Source organism: Ligilactobacillus sp. 110_WCHN, assembly GCF_030518115.1.
Taxonomy (GTDB): domain Bacteria; phylum Bacillota; class Bacilli; order Lactobacillales; family Lactobacillaceae; genus Ligilactobacillus; species Ligilactobacillus aviarius_C.
The window spans coordinates 1-20236 of the sequence record NZ_JAULLI010000024.1 but is presented as its reverse complement, the minus strand read 5'-3'; the positions used below and the strand labels follow the sequence as shown (position 1 = coordinate 20236).

Annotated in this window: 24 protein-coding genes and 1 pseudogene; all 25 read left to right on the top strand. The window is 39.1% G+C overall.

Features of this window, described 5'->3' with window-relative positions; all coding sequences use genetic code 11:
* Window positions 1-281: 281 nt before the first annotated feature.
* Window positions 282-713: an ArpU family phage packaging/lysis transcriptional regulator gene (locus Q3C15_RS07690; protein WP_302704843.1), complete on the top strand. Its 432-nt coding sequence runs from the start codon at window positions 282-284 to the stop codon at window positions 711-713.
* A gap of 116 nt (window positions 714-829) precedes the next feature.
* The gene (locus Q3C15_RS07685) at window positions 830-1018 is read left to right on the top strand and encodes a hypothetical protein (protein WP_289554576.1); all 189 of its coding nucleotides are present in this window, start codon (window positions 830-832) and stop codon (window positions 1016-1018) included.
* A 147-nt stretch (window positions 1019-1165) separates the two neighbouring features.
* Window positions 1166-1423: a GlsB/YeaQ/YmgE family stress response membrane protein gene (locus Q3C15_RS07680; protein ID WP_289554577.1), complete on the top strand. Its 258-nt coding sequence runs from the start codon at window positions 1166-1168 to the stop codon at window positions 1421-1423.
* Window positions 1424-1701: 278 nt separating this feature from the next.
* Window positions 1702-2214: a terminase small subunit gene (locus Q3C15_RS07675; RefSeq protein ID WP_302704842.1), complete on the top strand. Its 513-nt coding sequence runs from the start codon at window positions 1702-1704 to the stop codon at window positions 2212-2214.
* Complete coding sequence (locus Q3C15_RS07670; RefSeq protein WP_302704841.1) at window positions 2198-3505, top strand: PBSX family phage terminase large subunit; 1308 nt, start codon at window positions 2198-2200, stop codon at window positions 3503-3505. The genes Q3C15_RS07675 and Q3C15_RS07670 overlap by 17 nt, the downstream gene beginning before the upstream one ends.
* 13 nt (window positions 3506-3518) lie before the next feature.
* Entirely contained in the window at window positions 3519-5033 is a 1515-nt protein-coding gene (locus tag Q3C15_RS07665) for a phage portal protein (protein ID WP_302704840.1), read from the top strand.
* 2 nt (window positions 5034-5035) lie between these two features.
* Entirely contained in the window at window positions 5036-5890 is an 855-nt protein-coding gene (locus Q3C15_RS07660) for a phage minor capsid protein (RefSeq protein ID WP_302704839.1), read from the top strand.
* A 122-nt stretch (window positions 5891-6012) separates the two neighbouring features.
* Entirely contained in the window at window positions 6013-6657 is a 645-nt protein-coding gene (locus Q3C15_RS07655; protein WP_302704838.1) for a GIY-YIG nuclease family protein, read from the top strand.
* A gap of 185 nt (window positions 6658-6842) precedes the next feature.
* Window positions 6843-7136 (top strand): annotated as a pseudogene (locus tag Q3C15_RS07650) (phage minor capsid protein); the annotation flags it as partial.
* A gap of 5 nt (window positions 7137-7141) precedes the next feature.
* Window positions 7142-7348: a hypothetical protein gene (locus tag Q3C15_RS07645; RefSeq protein ID WP_302704837.1), complete on the top strand. Its 207-nt coding sequence runs from the start codon at window positions 7142-7144 to the stop codon at window positions 7346-7348.
* A gap of 117 nt (window positions 7349-7465) precedes the next feature.
* Entirely contained in the window at window positions 7466-7744 is a 279-nt protein-coding gene (locus tag Q3C15_RS07640; RefSeq protein WP_302704836.1) for a hypothetical protein, read from the top strand.
* Window positions 7745-7833: 89 nt separating this feature from the next.
* Window positions 7834-8466 (top strand): phage scaffolding protein, encoded by a 633-nt coding sequence (locus tag Q3C15_RS07635; protein ID WP_302704835.1) that lies wholly within the window; start codon window positions 7834-7836, stop codon window positions 8464-8466.
* Window positions 8467-8478: 12 nt separating this feature from the next.
* Window positions 8479-9426, top strand: coding sequence for a N4-gp56 family major capsid protein (locus Q3C15_RS07630; protein ID WP_302704834.1), 948 nt, complete (start codon window positions 8479-8481; stop codon window positions 9424-9426).
* Window positions 9427-9444: 18 nt separating this feature from the next.
* Window positions 9445-9879 (top strand): hypothetical protein, encoded by a 435-nt coding sequence (locus Q3C15_RS07625; RefSeq protein ID WP_302704833.1) that lies wholly within the window; start codon window positions 9445-9447, stop codon window positions 9877-9879.
* Window positions 9863-10228: a putative minor capsid protein gene (locus Q3C15_RS07620; protein WP_302704832.1), complete on the top strand. Its 366-nt coding sequence runs from the start codon at window positions 9863-9865 to the stop codon at window positions 10226-10228. The genes Q3C15_RS07625 and Q3C15_RS07620 overlap by 17 nt, the downstream gene beginning before the upstream one ends.
* Window positions 10212-10550, top strand: a complete 339-nt coding sequence (locus tag Q3C15_RS07615) for a minor capsid protein (RefSeq protein ID WP_302704831.1) — start codon at window positions 10212-10214, stop codon at window positions 10548-10550. The genes Q3C15_RS07620 and Q3C15_RS07615 overlap by 17 nt, the downstream gene beginning before the upstream one ends.
* The gene (locus tag Q3C15_RS07610; RefSeq protein WP_302704830.1) at window positions 10551-10958 is read left to right on the top strand and encodes a minor capsid protein; all 408 of its coding nucleotides are present in this window, start codon (window positions 10551-10553) and stop codon (window positions 10956-10958) included.
* A complete protein-coding gene (locus Q3C15_RS07605) occupies window positions 10951-11595 on the top strand; it encodes a phage tail tube protein (RefSeq protein ID WP_302704829.1) in 645 nt (214 codons plus the stop codon). Before Q3C15_RS07610 ends, Q3C15_RS07605 begins: the two co-directional genes overlap by 8 nt.
* 20 nt (window positions 11596-11615) lie before the next feature.
* A complete protein-coding gene (locus Q3C15_RS07600) occupies window positions 11616-12044 on the top strand; it encodes a hypothetical protein (protein ID WP_302704828.1) in 429 nt (142 codons plus the stop codon).
* A gap of 2 nt (window positions 12045-12046) precedes the next feature.
* On the top strand, window positions 12047-12661 hold the full coding sequence (locus Q3C15_RS07595) for a Gp15 family bacteriophage protein (protein ID WP_302704827.1): 615 nt from the start codon (window positions 12047-12049) through the stop codon (window positions 12659-12661).
* Window positions 12662-12664: 3 nt separating this feature from the next.
* Window positions 12665-16837 carry a tape measure protein gene (locus Q3C15_RS07590; protein WP_302704826.1) on the top strand — a complete coding sequence of 1391 codons (4173 nt, stop codon included), beginning with the start codon at window positions 12665-12667 and terminating at the stop codon, window positions 16835-16837.
* Window positions 16830-17645, top strand: coding sequence for a phage tail domain-containing protein (locus tag Q3C15_RS07585; RefSeq protein ID WP_302704825.1), 816 nt, complete (start codon window positions 16830-16832; stop codon window positions 17643-17645). Before Q3C15_RS07590 ends, Q3C15_RS07585 begins: the two co-directional genes overlap by 8 nt.
* Window positions 17645-19048 carry a prophage endopeptidase tail family protein gene (locus tag Q3C15_RS07580; RefSeq protein ID WP_302704824.1) on the top strand — a complete coding sequence of 468 codons (1404 nt, stop codon included), beginning with the start codon at window positions 17645-17647 and terminating at the stop codon, window positions 19046-19048. The genes Q3C15_RS07585 and Q3C15_RS07580 overlap by 1 nt, the downstream gene beginning before the upstream one ends.
* A gap of 10 nt (window positions 19049-19058) precedes the next feature.
* Window positions 19059-19472, top strand: a complete 414-nt coding sequence (locus Q3C15_RS07575; RefSeq protein ID WP_302704823.1) for a hypothetical protein — start codon at window positions 19059-19061, stop codon at window positions 19470-19472.
* On the top strand, window positions 19472-20236 hold a 765-nt coding region (locus Q3C15_RS07570; RefSeq protein ID WP_302704821.1), incomplete at its 3' end, for a hypothetical protein. The genes Q3C15_RS07575 and Q3C15_RS07570, both read left to right, overlap by 1 nt.

Here is a 20236-nt window from a genome sequence, read left to right as displayed (position 1 = left end):
TACGAAGGATAATCATGTTAAATCTTTGAATCACCAAATCAAAGATATGCTGTATAAAGATACACAGAATAACGTTTTTCAAATCAATCTTGACGGCAAATGGTATGACATCGACTCTGAAACGTGGTCATATATCGTGGAGTGGACGTCATGGCATTAGTGATTTCGATTTTAATTGAGTTTGTTCTGTTTATCGCTATTATTTGCATAAAAAAATAACGCCAGCACGGCGTCATTTCACAAAGCAACCCTATTATAACAAATTAAAGGAAGTGGCGCTTGTGGATTTATTGCTTGAAATTGATAATATTGATTACAAAGCTACAGCGAAGAATGTAAAAGATTTTCTTGATAATAAATTACCAAGGATTTTAAGACTAGCAAACGAAAACCCAGCGAGTTTAAAGTCACCAACAATATCGGATATGCCAGTTAGTCATGATGGTGGCAATCACAACGAAGATAAGATTATTAAATACATCGCTGCTAAAGAGATGATTCAAGGTGTGGCTCAAGCGTTCCAAAATTGCTCTCAGACATCGCTAGTTATCCTTAAGGGTAAATATATTCAAGGACTCCAAGATTGGCAAATAGAGCAAAATCTGTACTGCTCACACTCAACGTATTTTAAATCACGGGATAAGGCATATAATGAATTTGCAGATTGCTTGGAATTGCAAAAAGGTTGTCCTGATTTGCATGTTTATGAGTAAAGTATATATTCATTTACATAAAAATAACATATAGTAAGGTAAAACATTTTGTCAAACAAGAAGAAGCACTACATGAAATTCGTCGCATTGCTCACGAAGAAAAGCGTGTAGATAAAATGGCTGATAAAGCTGCTGAAAAAGCGGTGAATGGTACAGTTGATGTAATTAATGAAATTAATAAAAGAATTGATAATCTTGATAAAGATTTAGATAATTTAAACGATGACGATTCAAAAGTGAAATCATATTTAGCACAAAAGAAGACGATTCATGATATTAAAGAATTAGTAAAATCAATTTTTTAGTAATGATTTATAAAGATGGTAGTTTGTACTACTATCTTTTTTTATTTTTATAATTTAAATTAATTAATAAGATAAATATGTCTTTTAATTGCATATATCTAAAAGGTGCTGATATAATTGAATTACCCCATAAAGGAGGATTTAACTATGTTACATTGGATTTGGGTTATAATCGTTGGCGCACTCATCGGCGCAATTGCTGGATGGATCACCAGACGAGGTGATTCAATGAACTGGTTTTTCAATATTATTGCCGGACTATTAGGATCCTATCTCGGAGAAGCGCTATTGGGTTCTTGGGGATGGGAAGTAGCAGGAATGGCAATATTTCCTTCTGTAATTGGTGCCACAGTGTTAGTATTGGTATCAGTGATGGTACTTAACTTACTTAGGAAAGACTTTTAATGTTAGGTTAGTAGCTTGTAAATAAGTCAATGGGGTATAAAGATAGCGTAGTTGCTATCTTTTTTGTTAGTTAAATAAAAAATTGAACTTATAAGCAGTAGTTATTACTACTGTTTTTTTATTTTACAAAAAATTTGTTAAAGTGAACAATCACTAAACAAACTGAAAACAATTCTCGAACACTGCTCGAACTGATAAAGGTTTATTATGATATTGTTGAAAGATAAGCGATAGCGAATAGCTACCGCTTTTTTATTTAAGGAGGTGAGTAGAATGCCATGAAACTAACGCATAAGCAACGAATGTTTGCTGATGAGTATTTAAAGTGCGGTAATGCAACAGAAGCGGCGATAAAAGCTGGATATTCAAAGAAAACTGCACGGGTAATTGGCAACGAAAACCTGACAAAACCTTACATTAAGGCTTATGTAGTTGAAAAGCAGAAAGAAATCGAATCACACAAGATTGCGGATGCAAAAGAAGTTATGGAATTTTACTCATCTGTATTGCGTGGCGAAGCTAAGGAAACTGTTGTTGTTTCTACTCCGCTTGGTATGAAGAAAACAGAAAAAGAGCCTGATATTAAAACAAGGCTGTCAGCTGGTAGAGAACTGATGAAACGTTATCCAGCAAATGATCCAGTAATCGAACAACAATTACGCAAGTTAAGAGCGGACGCTGATTTAGCAGAATACAAAGCCAATTTAATCGCTAATCCGGATAAAATTCCAGACAAGACAATTATTGTAGATGATATACCAAAGGAGAATAACGATGACACGGACGATTAAGATTAGTGACAACATCAACCCGCATTTCTACAAGATGTGGAACACAACTAAACCATACATCGTTGCTAAAGGCGGACGTGGTTCGTTTAAGTCATCTGTGATTAGTCTCAAATTATTAACGATGATGAAGAAAGAAATTGCACTTAATCACCAAGCTAATGTCATTTGTGTTCGTGAAAATGCTAGCCATTTACGTGACAGTGTTTACCGCCAAGTTGAAATGGCGATGAACTGGCTTAATTGCCGTGATGAGTTTAAATTTAGAACAAGTCCGTTGACAATTACGCATATCCGAACTGGATCAACGTTTTATTTTTATGGTGCTGATGATCCGCAAAAACTTAAATCAAACACCGTTCCGAATGTGATTGGTGTGTGGTATGAAGAAGCAGCAAACTTGAAAGATGCTGAAACGTTTGACCAGTCAAATACAACGTTTATTCGTCACCGAAGCCCGTATGTTGACCAAGTGAAGGTATTTTATTCTTACAACCCACCAAGAAACGCGTATTCGTGGATTAATGAATGGATTGAGAAGAAGTATCAAGACGATAGCTACTTTATTGATACAAGTACCTACTTAGATGATGAGCTTGGATTTACTGATGAGCAAACGTTAAAGATGATTGAAAACATCAAAAAGAACGATGAAGAATATTATCGTTGGTTGTATCTTGGCGAAGTTGTTGGACTTGGTACGAATATCTATAACATGAAACTATTTCATGCTACGAACAACGTTCCACCAGAGCAGATTAAAAAGCTGGTCTTTAGTTGCGATACAGGTTATGAAGTATCAGCAACGGCTTACCTGTGTTTAGCAATCACTTACGATAATGAAGTTTGTTTATTAGACACGTATTATTATGATCCAACCAAGCACAGTCAAAAGAAAGCGCCAAGCGATTTAGCAAAAGACTTACACGAGTTTGAAGAACGCAATATGCAAAAATATCGCATTGATTACGTTCAACGCTTAGCAGATAGCGCCACGGCTGATTTTGCGTTGGATAATGAGTTTCAGAAACAATATGGCATTTACTTTGAACACACACATAAAAAGCGCAAAGACGCCATGATTGGTTATGTACAGAACTTCCTAGCAACTGGGAAGTTTTTTTATTTGAATACCGAAAGCAATCAGATTTTTTTAGATGAGCATAAAAAATACCGGTGGGATGAAAACACCATGCATGATGAAATCCCGAAACCGATTAAAGAGCATGACCATACATGCGACTGCTTGCAGTATGCCATTTTAGAAAATCGGTTTGACTTGAATTTGATCTAAAGGAGGTGGAAACGTGCCAAAAGAATTAATGAGTATTACCGATGATCCGCGAATTAACGTTAATCCGGAAATGTACGACACGTATATCAAAGAGGCGTTAGTTTACTACAAAGGTAATTTTCCAAACGTTAAGTATCGTCCAAGCATTGGCAATGATGGACGCCATGAATACATCAAAGAACGTCCGTTTAACGCTTTGAACATGACAAAAGCAATGTGCCGGCGAATGGCGTCGATTATCTTTGGTAAAACAGCGGAATACAGTTTTGAAAATGAACAGCTTGGCGTGTTTATTAATGATGTATTCCAACAAAACCGGTTCAACGACAACTTGCAAGAAAAGCTTGAAAAGGCGATTGCGACCGGTGGTTTTGCTGTTCGTCCATATGTTGAAAATGACGAGGTTAAAATTGCGTGGTGTGACGCCGATCAGTTCTACCCGCTTGAAAGCAATTCAAATGAAATTAAAGAATGCTGTATTGCGTCAACTACCGTCAAACCTGGCGAAGAAAAGAACGAATATACGTATTACACGCTGTTAGAATTTCATCAATGGCAACAAGACGGAACATATACAATCACTAACGAATTGTACAAATCAGATGATGAGTCAACTGTTGGTGAACAAGTTCCACTTGATGAAGTATATGACGATTTACAAGATGAAGTGGTATTTCATAACATCTCACGCCCGTTATTTGCCTATTTCAAAATGCCAAGCGCCAATAACAAGGTATTAAGAAGCCCATTAGGTTTGGGAATTGTTGCTAACAATAAGAACACGTTAGACAACATCAACTACACGCATGACGCTTTTATGTGGGAAGTTAGAACCGGGAAACGTACGATTTTAGCGCCTGCGCAAATGATTGCATTTGATGAGCACCACAAACCAGCGTTTGACGTTGATTCAGACGCCTTTGTTGCGGTTAACGCAAGCGCACAAGACTTTAAACCAACTGAATTAAATTCAGATATTCGTGTTGAAGAGTTTACGCAAACTATTAATTATTGGATTGCGGAGTTTGAAAGTGGCTGCGGTGTTTCAAATGGGACATTTAGTTTTAATCCACAAAGTGGCTTGCAAACTGCAACACAGGTTATCAGTGAAAATTCTCAAACGTATCAAACGCGGGAAAGTATCCTGACGAATCTTGATAAATGTATTACTGATTTAGCAACCGCAATTATTGAAATGGCGTTGACACCGGCATTATTTAACAATGGCGAAACACCATTACCAGCGGACTTGTTAAACTCAATTGATTTTGGAAATATCGGCTTATCAATTCATCACGATGATAGCGTGTTTGTTGACGCTAATACGCAGCGTGATGAAGATTTGAAAGTAGTTAATGCCGGAATCATGAGTAAGAAGACGTTCTTAATGCGTAATTACGGTATGAGTGAAGAACAAGCCGAACAGGAAATTCAGGAAATCAACAAAGAAAATGCCGAAAAGCCAATGCCAAAAATGACGGCACTTGATCAGGCGATGACCTCATTTGATGAGGACGAGGGTGATTAACCATGCTATCACGACAAGATTTAGATAGGCTCATCGACAAAATGGTTAAGCAATACGGCGACATTGAAACCGCATTGTTAAACCTAATCGCTGATTATCTTAAAAAAGGCGATATTGATTCGGTTGATGAGATTTACCAATGGCAAGCAGAACACACTGCCAACGCCGATGAATTGGCTGCAACTGCTGCTTTTATTGCTCAACATTTTCAAGATAGTAATTTGAAAGATACCAAGGCAATGTTAGAGGCTAACGGACAACAGATTAGCGATGAGATTAACGCAGAGCTATCAAATTTAACGTCTAAGCACGTCAAAACACAATCAAGTGAAATTATCCACGATAACGTTACAACGGTGTCACAGGAGATTAAAACGGGCATGATGAACCTGATTAATCGAAACGTATCAAGCAACGCCTTAGCAGATATTTACAAGAACATCACTAATCAGTGCGTTACAGACGTGGTAAACGGTGGAAAAACACTTGAACGGGCGATTGATGACAATATTTATGAACAAGTCGCCAAAGGAATTCCAACCGGTTTAGTTAATCGGCGTGGTGCGGTATTGTCGCTTGAAGGTTACTCACGATTGTGTATTCAGACGGCTGTTAATCGAACCTTTGAAGATATTCGCATGAATGCGATGAGTGATTACGGCGTAACGTTGGGCTTGTATTCAATGCACTTAGCAAGTCGGCAAGCGTGCGCACCTATTCAACATCAAGTGATTAATTTAGTACCGCCCGAAAGTCCGGATTATAACGACAAGTACGATAGCTTATACAATCACGGATATGGCGAACCGGGCGGAGCGAGAGGTAAACAATTTATGCCCCTCGAAAAAACATTGTGAACCTTATTGCCTAAGGGTGTTTTATTATACGGTATTAATTGCAATCAATTTATCGTATAATAAGGCTAACGGGGAAATCCCACGAGGACAATCCCGTGCTAAGCTCAAAGGTGGTGTATACAATGATTGGGATTTATAAGATAACAAACAAAATTAATGGAAAAACTTACATCGGACAAAGTGTTGATGTGAGTAGGAGACGGCAAGAGCATTTCAAACCATATCGAAGAGAAAAATCTCTAGAACGAACACGCCCTTTGTATAAGGATATCGCTAAATATGGAAAAGAAAACTTTTCTTTTGAAGTGATAAAAGAGTGTCCAAAATCTGAGTTGGATAAATGGGAAAACTATTATTTATCTAAACAAGATAAAAACAAAAGCTATAATATATCTTTTGACGCAATTCCTATGCACGATAAAAAGCAATCGGAAAAGCACGGCAAGTTTTTTTCTGATTGGAATAAAAAACAATGGGCAAAAGAAAGCTATCGAAAGGAACGTTCGGAGGCTTCTAGCAAGCTACAAAAAGAACGTTTAAAAAATCCTGATTATTTAGCTGAGAAGTCAGCTCAGCTAAAGAAGTATACTGACTCACTAAAGAAGAAAGTCGCACAATATAGCAAAAGCGGAGAGTTAATAGCCGTTTATAACGGAACTCGCGAGGCTGAAAGAGCCACCGGAATAAGCTCTCAAACTATTAGTGCAGTAGCTTTACATAAACCGCACAGAAAAACAGCTGGTGGTTTTAAGTGGGAGTATCTTTGAGAAAGTGTAGAGACTATCGAAAGCACAACAAAAAGACGGTTCCCCGTCTTTTTTTATTGGAAGTGAGTAGAGTAGGACGGAAGATAGGCTACTGTCCGAAGTGCAATGCCAGCGCTTTATAGCGTTGAGAAGATATAGTCCGACACTCGTAGCAATACGAGAAAACAGTAAAGGTAAATTGCAAGCACTACATCACGCCGTTTGTCGAAGGCGTAAGTAGTGTACCAGACAATCCGTTTCCTGATTTAACACCAGAGCAAGCTGTTAAAAATGGGCAAATTCAAGCCAAACAACGCAATTACGAGCGTGCAATTCGTCAAGCAAAGAAACAACTTGCAATGGCGAAGCGTTTAGGCGATGAGCAGGGTATTAACCGATTTAACCAGCTTATCAAGGGGCGTCAAGCAAGGTTGCGGCAATTAATCAAAGACAATGATTTCTTAACTCGTGATTATTCACGGGAACAGATTAGGAGTTGATTGATATGTTTAAAAGGAAGCGGGAACAGTCCGATTTAAAACTTTTACGAATTGAATTAACAAGAGTTACTTTGTCAAGCGGTGAGCATTTTTTAGTTGTTGAGCCGGTTATGTTGCTTGCTAAAAGATTATATCGCAGCAATGGTTACGTTTTTGTTCATGAGTTTGATAGCGTAAGCCATTTTAGAAAAAACTTATTCGCAAAGATTTAATTACTAGGGTAGAAGATTATTCATTTGTTTTTAGGTGTGATGACTTACGAAAGTCAAGCGATAGATTTAACGAAACGTGTAAAAAAGAAAATACAGAACATGGATTGGTGATTATGTATGGAAAAGAATAAGTATCAAGCTTCAATTATTGATATGGACGTTAAAACCGAAGGCCGCGGAACAACTGCGAGAATGTCTTTCACAGTCGATATTATTCCTGGTATTGATTACCACAAAATTGATAGAGTGGCACTGACAAAGAAAATCAACACTGTTACATCAGAAATTACAAATGCTATTGCGCGTTCTAACTCAAGCGACTCTATCGAAAAAGTAATAGGCATTGGCGACAAAGAATACTATTACAGAGACGGGAAACTTTTTCCAAAAGAATAATAATTCGCCCTAAGCATGGCGTTAAACTGCTTATTTTTTATTCCAAAAACTCTATCGTGGCGAACACGTAAAACTCGTAGGAGGAACACATGGAAAGAAAAACATTAGAAGAAATGGGCTTAGATAAAGACCAAGTAAACACGATCATGGCAGAATTTGGTAAAAGCGTGAACGGACTAAAGGAACAAGTCGACACCTTAACTGCTGAACGTGATAGTTTCAAAAAGCAAGTTGATACCAGCAATAAGCAATTAGACGAAATGAAAGCCAACATTAAAGATAATGATGATCTCAAGAGTCAAATTGCAGACTTGCAAGGACAGCTCAAGGAAAGCCAAGAAAACGCCAAAGCAGAGTTATTAAGTGTTAAGAAGAATAATGCTATTAACAACGCTTTACGTGAAGCACATGTTCGTGATAACAAGGCTATCATGCCATTTCTTAATACAGACGAAATCAAGTTTAACGATGACGGTTTAACCGGCTTGAAAGGTCAACTTGAAGAGTTACAAAAAAATAAGTCATTCCTATTTGAGCAACCTGAACCACCAAAAGAGCCGGAAGAACCGCAAGGAATTAAGGCAACTGCCGGTAAGGTTTCAAAGGGCGATGACGGCAAACCAACTCCGATTGATGTCAAGAACATGAGTTACGGAGAATTGCTTAAACTCAAAGAAACCAACCCGGAAAGATACCAACAAGCCATTAAAGAATTTATTTAGGAGGTATGCAAAATGGCTATTACACCAACAGACATGACAACATCAGGCGTAGGTTCAAACGCCGTAGAAAGCGACTCAACAATGATGAGCCAATCAAATACAACACAAGGGAATGGATTTATTGATCCTCAAGTCTTAACAGCAATGGTTTCGGCACAATTACCAAACTACTTAAAGTTTGCTCCAATGGCTGTTGTTGATACTACATTGGAAGGACGGGCAGGGACAACCGTAACAGTTCCACGGTGGAAATACATTGGTGAAGCAACAGACGTCAAAGAATTAGGTGCAATTCCTTTGAAGGAACTCTCTGCTTCAATGCAAGACATCAAAATCAAAAAGGCTGGTATCGGTTCTCAATATTCAGATGAATTTGCTTTATCTGCTTACGGCGATCCGATTTCAGAAATCACACGCCAATTAGGTATGTCAATCGCCGACCACGTGGATAACGACTGCATGAATACATTGCTTAAAGCTAAATTGACTTGCTCAAATGTAAATGATTTAACATTAATCAACGCTTTGGAAGCAACTTTTGTGAATAATACAACGGTTGGTAATGATACAACCGAAGCCACAGCAATGATGAACGGTGTTATCGTTATGAACCCACAAGATGCCAACGATTTAATCGCTGCTGCAATGGATGCTTATAAGCGCCCAACACAATTAGGCGATAATGTATTAATTCAAGGCAATGGTGCATTAGGTGAAATCTTAGGTTGGCAAATCGTCACATCACGTAAGTTAACTAAAGGTAAAGCTATTGCTATGAAGCAAGGCGCTTTGGGTATTTACATGAAGCGTGGCGTTGCAGTTGAAACTCAACGGGACATCATTCACAAAGCTACAATCATCACAGCTGACGAACACTATGCAACAGCTATCAACGATGATTCAAAGGTTTGTGTCATCACATTAACTGCTCCAGCTTCATCAAGCACAGCAGGCAAATAGAAAACAGGAGGTGTCTAGATGTTAAGTTATGACACCTATACTCAATTAGGTTTCAAAGCCTTGACGCAAGAACAATTTGAGAAACAAGTTTCGATTGCGCAAACGTTAGTGGAGAACATTACGAACCAGTTCTACGCTGACGGTTCAGAACATACTATCGAGCAAGATTTACAAAGTCCGGATAGCTTTATTAAGCGCCGGGCTTTAATTTATGAAAAAGCAATCTGTATGCAATGCGATTTTGCGCAGGAATACGGCGCAACGCCGGCAGAACAAACCACGGGGGCAATTAACAGCGTGCATATTGGCAACGCGTCAATCAATTACAACAAAGGAGCAACGGTTGACGATGTTACCTATGGCAATTCAGGCGTTTCAATGTTAGTCTTTAACATTCTGTACCCAACAGGTCTACTTTATTCAGGAGTAGCCGTCGTTGATCTTCTCTTATAGAATTCCGAAAGCGTTCTGCAATCAAAGCGTGTCAATCGTTTTGGACGGTACAAAGGCTAATTTGTACGGTCAGAAAGAAAAACAACCGCCAATTAACGTTGACAATGTTGTTTTTCAGCTTGAAACGATTTATTCCGGTGATAATAACAACCGCGTTAAAGTCGCCGACGGCACGTTATTCATCTTCAACCAAGTTTCAACGCCTTTTCCTGATATTCCAGTAGATTCTACGGGATATATCGAATGTGAAGGCAAGAAATACAGTATTTCGCACATATCAATCAATAAAGAACCGACAAGCAACAACATTTGGAGCTACGAGGTGCAAGTCAATGCCTATCAAGGTTGATGTAAACGTTGATATGAATAGAATTAACGATCGCATTAACAAAGCCCGCAAGCCAATGGCTAACCAGTTCATGTTGGAAGCCGATAAATATGTCCCACGCAGAAATGGAACATTGCGGCAAAGCGGGCAAATTATCAACGGTGGTAAGTCTATTCAGTGGAATACGCCATACGCTCACTATCAATACTTGGGAGTTTCAAAATTGGGGAAAACAGACTGGACGTATACCACGCCTGGAACTGGGCCAAAATGGGACGAAAGAGTAAAGAGTGATCCGCAGGCAATGAAGAATATTGCAGACGCTTTTAGAAGGAGTTTTTAAATGGATTTAACAGAAATGTTGGCAACAAAGATTAACGAAATGCAAAATTTGCCTTATCCGTGCGTGATTAATTACTTATCAGAGAATGAAGGCTTAGCAATCTATCCGGTCGTTGGTTCAGCGACCGAATTTGCAGACTGGGCCGGAAATTTGACTAAGAACATCAAATACGAGATTCAAATGCGTGGTACTGATCCGCAACTATGCACTAATACCATGTGGCGAATTGCAAGCATGCTAGATAGCTTAGAGAAACTCGATAGTAAAAACGGTTCGTATATTTTCCAAGATTTAAATATCGACAATGAGCCAAGCTTAACGGACGCTGACACTAGCGGTCATTTCCAGTACACGCTTGGCTTTTCTGTTCAAATTTATCAAACGAAAGGAATGTTAAACAATGGCTGATACAGAAAATACATCATCAGTAACTCCAGCAGGAGCAAGCTCATCTCCAGTAACATCAACTGGCGCAACTTTAGGAGATGTTGGCGATAAGACAAGTTCACAATTAGGCAACTTAAAACGTCCTCAAAACTGGGTCAACAAGTTTGAATTGGATATGAACATGGGCAAGGATCCAGCAAATATTTCAAACGCTAAATGGGTTGACCTTGCTCAAGGTATTTCATCAATTACACCAACGTCAAATGACACAACAACCAAGGCGTCATATTGGAACGACAAAGGTTTCCAAGAAATGGACGTTACAGGGAAAGATATTTCAATCGCTGTTAAAGGTGTTCGTGTTGTTAACGATCCGGCACAAGATTTCATCTCATCGTTATTCTTGAAGATGGGCGACCAATGCCGGACGTTATTGCGTTGGACGGACCAATCAAACAACGTCATTCTTGCTTCTGTCACAATTACTAAGATTCAAACAATGGGTGGGAATGCTAACGCATATCAAACATTCTCATTCACAATGAACTTAAACGGTGCTCCTATCTATTCAGCAGGAACAGGTAAGAACAATGATGATGGAACAGGTTTGAATGGTGTATCAAATACAGCCGGTAGTTCAAACGGTGGAGTTCAATAGTAATTAAGGAGTGATTATTCATGACAGTAATTGATTTAACTGGTGAAAAGTATAAGCAAAATAAAGTGGTAGTTAAGTGCGGAGATAAGGAATTTTCTGCGGTTGCTAATGATAAAACATTGGATAAGATCATCGCAGCAGGCAAGAAACAAATCAAAGACGGGTTTGTTTCAAGTCGTAATTTTGAAAAACTTTCAGATAACGATTTAACAAATAAACAAATCGATCAATTAGTAGATAGCGCGGTTGATACCGTGGCAAACGCTAAGGAAGATTACGTGGAATTAGCGAATGCGATTTTTGGTCGTGGTGCGGGAAATGCGATTTATAAGGCAGTAGGTAACTCAACAATTGTTATGGCTCAAGTCATGAATGATGTAACTGATGAGTTATACGCTAAAAACGCCGAAATGCACAACAAGTACCATAAGAAACCGGAAGAAGTCTAATCATGCTATCGCTGACAAAAGGCTTTGAAGATCGGGTTAAATTGTCAGATGGCAAAACATACAAGTTAAGATTGGATTTTCAAACTGTGTTGACATGGTATGAAATGCTGGAAGATGATGATTTGACCGAATACGACAAAGTCATCAATGCTTTTTCGTTGTTTGTTGGCGATGTCCCGGTTTCAGTTAATGAAAAGGCTAGATTAGTCAATTACGTTGCTCAAATAATCACAGAACGGCCGTACGGCAATAATAAAGTGCTAGAGGACACAAAGCACAATGTTAATCACAAATATTTCTCATATACCAAGGACGCAGAAGCAATCTATGCGTCCTTTTTGTATGACTACAACATTGACTTGCTGGAGTGCCCGGGTATGCGGTGGGAGAAATTTCAAGCACTTTTCAACAATTTATCCGAAGACAGTCCACTTATGCGAATTGTCCGGATCAGACAAACAGATACGTCAAACATGGAAGGCGAACAACTAGAACGTATCATGGAACTTCAAACATACTACATGCTTGATGAAAAAGATACGGCCGAAAACGTTGAGCAAGATATGACGAGCGTGTTTGGAATGTTGAAAGCAAATTCTGTTCGGAAAGGAGGATAAAATATGGCAGACAGTGACGGCCAAGTCGTAATTGACCTGTCCTTGCGTAAAGACGGCATTCAATCAGACATTCAATGGTTAACGGATAATCTGAAGAATATTGGTGCAAATGTCAGCGCCGATCAGATTTCTGAAAAATTTGAAAATGCAATGAATGACGCTAAAGGAACGGTTAAGGACGCAATCAACGACATCAACGGCAAAAAAGCAGAGCCGAAGATTGGCGCAAACGATGAGCAGTTAAAAGACAAGGCCGAAGAAAGCAAAGAACAGCTTGACTCAATCGGCAATAAGAAAGTGTCTGCCAAGATTAAAGCAGACGCGGCCAACCTGCTTGAAAAAGCAGAGCAAAGCGACAAAGCTTTAGATAAGATTCCGAAATCGGTTAAGTCTGAAATTATCGCGCAGGCAAACGACGCCGGAATTATCAACTTTGAAAAGATCCTTGATAAAATTCCAAAATCAATTAAAACAGAATTAATTGCCGATGTTCGTGACGGTAAAGCAATTGATTTTGAAGAGACGTTGCGCAAGATTCCAAAGGAAAAGGCGACAACGTTAAAAGTCAATGATGAAGCAACCGAACCAGTTAGACGCTATACGTCATCGGTCAGCCAAGCGAGTGAAAAGACACACACCTTGCGTGATGTGATGATGGGTACGTTTGTTGGAGGTCTTGTACAAAGCGGTATTTCTGCAATCACTAACGGTTTACATGCAATGACGCAAGCTGGGGAAGAATACAACGTTCAGCAAGATACCATGAAGATCAACTGGGAAAACCTTACCCGTGAAGCACCACAAGACGGGCAACAAATGGTCGGAATGATTAATGATTTTGCCCAGAAATCTATCTATTCTAGCGAATGCTTAGACAAGATGGCGCAGTCGTTCTATCACGTTCATTCAAACGCCCAGGAAACTAAGCAATGGACTCAAGATTTCGTTAACTTAGGTAGTACGTTGCACGTATCAAATGACGCCTTAGCCGAAGCAGCGGAACAATTTGCAAAAATTGAAGCCGGTGGGAAAGCTAATGCGGAAGATATGCAAGTCATGATTAACCGATTCCCAATGTTTAGTGAAGCTTTGCAAAAGGCAACTGGGAAATCAATGCAACAGTTGTATCAATTATCTGCACAGGGTAAGTTAACAGCTGATGTATTTTCAAAAGCATTGGATGAATTGGGAGATAAGTATAAAAAATCTCAAGCCGAAGCGATGACATCGTTTCAAGGGATGACCATGCACTTAAAATCTCAATTTAGCGTGTTGAGTGGAGATATTATGCAATCCTCATTCAAGATGAGCAAATCTGCCTTGAGTGCAATCAACAAATTAACAAGCAACGATAGCATGCAAAAATATGCTAAGTCTATTAGTCAAGCCTTTGGGACGGCGCTAACAGGGGTAACTAAGGTTATTCAATACGTTGCCGATCACCAGGAAGATATTATGAACGTGATTAGCAGTCTAGGGAAAATAGCCGGAACAATCGGCAGCTCTGTTTGGGACACGTTTAAGAGTGTCATTTCGGGAATCGCTAGTGCATTCAATTCATTAAGTGGCAATGCGTCAAAGTCTAACGATCCATTAAAAAACGTTTCTAACGCTTTAAAGGAAATCGCTAGTCATAAGCAGGCTCTTAAAGATATTGGGACAATTTTAGCAAGTATCTTTGTAACTAAGAAAATAAGCGGTTTTATTATTGGATTGACTTCCTTTGTTGCTAAAGCAAAAGAAGTCACAGGAATTGTAGATGGATTAAAAGCGACATTTGCAATGTTAGGTGGGCCTATCGGAATTGCCGTAGCAGCTATCGCAGGTTTAACCGTTGCTTTTGTAGGTTTATACAAGAACAACCCGAAATTCAAAGCGTTCGTTGATGGAATTGTTAAAGGGGCTAAGCAAGTTGCTGAAAACGTGGGCAAATTCTTTGGCCAAGCGTTCAAAGCAATTGGCGACTTCTTTAAAGGACAAACCAAATGGCAAAAAGATTTTGGCAAGTTTGTATCAGGAATTGTTAAAGACGCTCAAAGCATGGTTAAGGGTGTTACTCAAAGCAAACCTGCCAAGGCGTTTCAAGATATTGGAAAATCAATCAGCGATTTACTTAAAGGCAATATCACTTTTAAACAATTCTGTTCAAAGATTTCTTCTGATTTCGGAACACTTGGTAAATTCTTTGCTAAAACAAGCCCGTTCGGTTTGATTACCAAAGCGATTGGAAATTTGGTTAAAGATACTAAATTTGGTCGTTGGTGTACTAGCACAGTAAACCAAGTGAAGAAAATGGGGACGGATATTGGTAAAAACGTTAAAAGCATGGCTAGTGATGTGACAAAACGTTTTAACGATATGATGAACCAAGCCGGTAAGAAAATCAGCACAGGTTGGAAAAACATGACGCATGACATTTCAAACGGTGTTAAAGCGGTTGTTGATTCCCACAGTAAGCTTCACAATCAAGTAATTTCTAAGGTTAGAGACACCATGGGAGTATCTAGTACCACGTTTAAGAACGGATATAAAACTATCCAAGATTACACCAAGACGTGGCATGACCTCGTTTCAGGAAACTGGAGCGATTTAAACGGCGATTTAAAGAGAGTAACAAATGACCTTGTTTCAACCGCTAAAAGCTTGTTTAAAGATATGTACAACAAGTTGGACGATATGACGAATGGTAAGTTAACCGATATTCGGAATACTTGGCACAAGATTTGGGACGACATCACGGAAAAGGTCGGTTCATGTGTTCGGTCTATTGGAAACCACGCCGTTGATATTGTCAACAACGTAATCAAGCCGATTAATGACATGATTAGCAAGGTTACTGATGGTGTTAACTGGGTAATTGACAAGTTTGGTGGCGACAAAATTAAAGCACCAACTATTCCTGAACTCTCACACTTTGCAACTGGTGGGACTGTTGGTTCAGGTGGAACCTTTGCAATGGTAAACGATAGCGGAGATGACGACTACCGCGAAATGTTTGCTACTCCTGATGGAAAAATTGGTGCATTCCCGGAACAGCGTGATTTCATGACGTTCTTACCCGAAGGAACACAAGTTTTGGACGGTAAAAGCAGTAGAATGTTAGCCGATATGATGGGAATTCCAGCATTTAAAGACGGGACCAAAGATAAGAACTTGTTTGAAAAGATTTTCGACAAGGCACACGATATCTTTGAAGATATTACCGATATTCTTGCCCACCCGTTAGAATTCTTGGAAAAGATTTTCACTAATAAAATTGGCAAGCTATCAGCTAAAGCCGTATTCCCTGAAGAATTAATTAAACATGCTCCAAGTGCATTCGCTAAATGGGGTATTAATTGGGTTAAGAAATTGGCTAAAGATTTCAAGGAACAGATGGAATCAGGTAGCGGAAATGGCGTTAGTTATGGTGCAGCTAATAACCCTGGCGGTGCTGGAGTAGCTCGTTGGCGTCCGGTTATTATTGAAGCCTTTAAGAATTTAGGCCAAGATAACCCGCCTGACTGGAAGATTGAAAAGTTACTTAGACAAATTGCCACTGAATCTGGTGGGAATCCTAATGCTCACCAAGGAAACATTGGTGATATTAACAACTTGCGGGGGACTCCTGCACAAGGTTTACTTCAATTCGTTCCAAGTACATTTGCCGCATGGAGCAGACCAGGACACACAAATATTTATTCAGGATTAGACCAATTAATGGCGGCCATTTACTGCCTTGACCACGGTGGCGAAGGTGGTTGGGGAAATATTGGTAATGGTCATGGTTGGGACAATGGCGGAATTGTCGACTATAAACAAAAGGCTTGGATAGCTGAAAACAATCGGGAATACGTTATTAATCCACAACGTGCAAGCGCTGATGAATTACTTAGGAAAGCAGCTGAAGAAAGAGCTGCTTATGATCCTAATTCAGAAATTGCTAAGGCTATTTCAGGAATGAACATGGCACGGCAATCTAACGGGTCAATGATTCCTAACGTAACACAAATTAGTAACGCTTATACGTCATCAAATCCAGCGGTGGCTTCATCTGCTCAAGACAATCGACCAATTAATATTTCGGTTGAATTAGACGGGCGCACAATTGCCAATGTGTCATATCCATATCAGAAAATGTTGCAAGCGTCAGATATTCGTATTCAAGCAAGAAAGGGAGGTGGAGCTTTTGCCTAGTATTATTGTTCAGCAATCAGACGGAACGTCATACGACTTGGACGATTGCGATTTCAAGGTAATCAGCTTTGATCCGCCACAACTGGCTTATAATCAATCTTTTCAACAGATTTATGATGACAAGCCAATTCTTTCACAAACGACTGTCCAGCAAGCAACAATTCCGCTCACTCTAATGGTTCGGGCACATGATTTTGAAGATTACGAATTGCAGGTTGTTAAGCTGCGAAAAGTATTTTCGAGCTTTGAACCATTTTACGTGATTAATAGTCGCATTCCATATATCAGATACAAAGTAGTTGCTCAAGGCTTTGATATTAAGCGCTTGAACAACTTTTATTTTTCTCAAAATGTAACTATCAATCTATTAATGGTCGATGGTTGCGGGGAAACCGTGGGAATGACATCTGATGACTCATTTGTTAATGATTTAAGTTCTTGGGGTTACGGCGAGAACGCACCTAATACACCACTGAAATACAGCTTTAACAGCAATAGTTTCAGTTTTTGGAATTTAGGTAATATCCCACTAAAAGCCGATAGCCGACCTGTCCTGATTAAGTTCAAAGGAAATGCTAATAACTTAATCATCAAGAATGATACGACAAATCAAACGTGGCAATTAAATTCGCAAATCACATCGGATAAAGAACTAGATATTACAGGAATGAAGCCTGTTTATAATGGTTCAAATCTGTTTGCGAATACTAATCACGCTTACCTTGATTTTGCTGTGGGTGAAAATAAAATCCAAGTTCAAAACGCAAGCGACTTCAATATTTCATTTGAAACGAGGTTCTATTACTAATGACAATGTTAATCGTTCAAGATATTCAGGGACACCAAGAGCCGTTAATGGTTCAGAACCTGCATATCACTAAGCAATTAAACACATTGACGCAGATTGATTTCAATACGGTAAACACGCCCGACAATGAGTCTGCCTTTGAAATGATCCAACCTCGTTCCGTTTTTATTGACCCAGTAGACAATGAGATTTATCGCATTAGTCAAAAGACTGGTCAGGAGCTTGGAGATTTATACCAATTGCAAATTACCGCTTTGCAAGTCCTGACTGATTTAAGCGATACGTACATTAAAGACGTGATGTACAACACACAGTCGCTTGATTCGGTTATGAGTTTTATTACTAAGGGTACAAAGTTTGGATACTCTTTACACGGAAATTTTGCCAATCATGATTTCGGTTCAAAAGGCTCTGACGGCGGTTCGCCGTTTGGTAATGCGCTAGCTTATGACCTGTTCATTAATTCGATTGTTAAGGACTACAACGTTGAATGGTCGTGTCATGGTTACCATATTGATTTATACAATCAGATTGGTAGTGAAAATCAATTCGTATGTATCGATAAAGACGACGTTTACGCTTTACAAGAAACGGCTGATTTTACCACGCTTAAAACGCAGATTTTCGGTACGGGTAAAACGGATGGAAATGGTAATCCGACTATAAGTACAACGTATACCAGTCCAAATTCAAAACAATTCGGAATTATCGAAGCTAATCCGTATTCAGATGATCGGTGTACAGACGTTAACACGCTAACAAATGAATTGAAAGCTCAACTCCAAGATTACCCGCTTGTCCAGTATCAAACTAATGTTAATAAGTTCAAAGAATATGCGGACGGTTTATCGAACAATTACGAAATTGGAAATTATGGCATTGTTCGCAGTCGTTGGGGAATTGATATAACGACACGGATTAGTAAGTTGGACATTTACCGAGATACACCGGGAACGGCGGACGTCATCACATTCGGTAACTTACAGCTTGACCCATCGCAAGTCATGGTTCAATTGGAGCAAGCTCATAATAAGTTGGTTAATGATGTTAGTTCGATTGTTTCAGGAAATGAAGAAAGTTCAGGGACAACTTCAACGATTAAGGTTGATACTGGAGAATTGTCAGGGACCATTACTATTTCACTTTCAAGCGGAATAGTTTACGTTGATCTATCGATGCAAGAACTTGCGTCGTTAAGAACTTTGGGAACATTTGACGAACCATATCGACCAAAAAGCTTGAGAACAGGGAATTTTATTGTTTCATCAGATAAGAATTATATCGTCAATTATGTAGTTCAACCTGACGGGGAGTTTAATATCCTAAGCATTTCTGACCTGTCAGGAACGCCAATTAGTGAGTTAATGAGCCCAGTTAACGGAAACTTCAACTATTTGATTTAGGAGGGATACCGTGGAAGCAAAGATAGAGCTCTGGGACGGTAATCCCGGAACACTAAATACAACTAACCAGACGAATTTTACGACAATTCAGAAATTGATTGACCAAATCAATAAACTATCCCAAACGAACCCTTTATTTAGTGAGTATGACGTAAGTTTTGATGTTCAATTACTACCGTTACTCAATCGAAACGCAAGGGTTCAATTTTTAAACAATGCAAATCTATTAGACAAATTAATGCCGACCTTAATGGACGATATTCTGTTAATGGCCGGCATTATTGATTATGAATACAAAAAGCCAGTCATTCCAACAGTGCTGTACTTTGATAAAGCACTGTGGAATAACTACTGGCAAGCAGTTGCGGACGACTTAGGTTTAATCGTTACCGCAATTAATCAAATCACAGGAGGTAAAAATTAATGAATAATGACGTAGACATCACACCGTTAATCGATACTGGCTATGTTCAGAAAACTATTGCTAATGGTCAAAATGCCGTATTCAAGAATGGACGCTTAGTTTATATCATTCTTGATGTTGATAAACCAGGAAAGTTCTTCTTTGACTTGCGAACGGTGTTTAACGCCAGTACAGGTGAAGGTGGAAAAGATTTAAAGATTATGTTCATGAATAATGCTGTCCCGTGGCAATTAAACGGTAAAACCATCAGTATTGATGGCGCATATCCAAGCGGTGAACGATTCCACGTTACGGGTTCAGAAAATCAAGCCAATTCAAGTCTGATTGACTTTACTTTTCCGCTTGGATTATTCCAAGAAGCAGGGGTTTATCAATTCCAATTTGAAATTAGGGACGAAAGTGGAAATCTTGCAACATCACATTATTGCTTCTTCCAAGTTACCCAGAATGCGACGCTGTTAGCTGCTGATTTCAAAAACGGGGTCAATCCATTTGATAGCGACTACACAAAATGGAAGAACCAGGTTGAACAAGAAATCAACGCTTTAACCGATAAGCTGAATAACTTAAATACATCAGCGGACCAACTAGAACAGTTGATGAATAACTACATCAGTAAAGCTCAACAATATGTCGAAGACGCAACTCAAAAGGCGGTTGATAAATTATTGAGTGGCGAAAACACTTGGACGGGTAGACAACACTTTAATGGCGGTATCACGTTTGGAAATAATGCGCAAGGCGATACGTTAATTGCTAATACG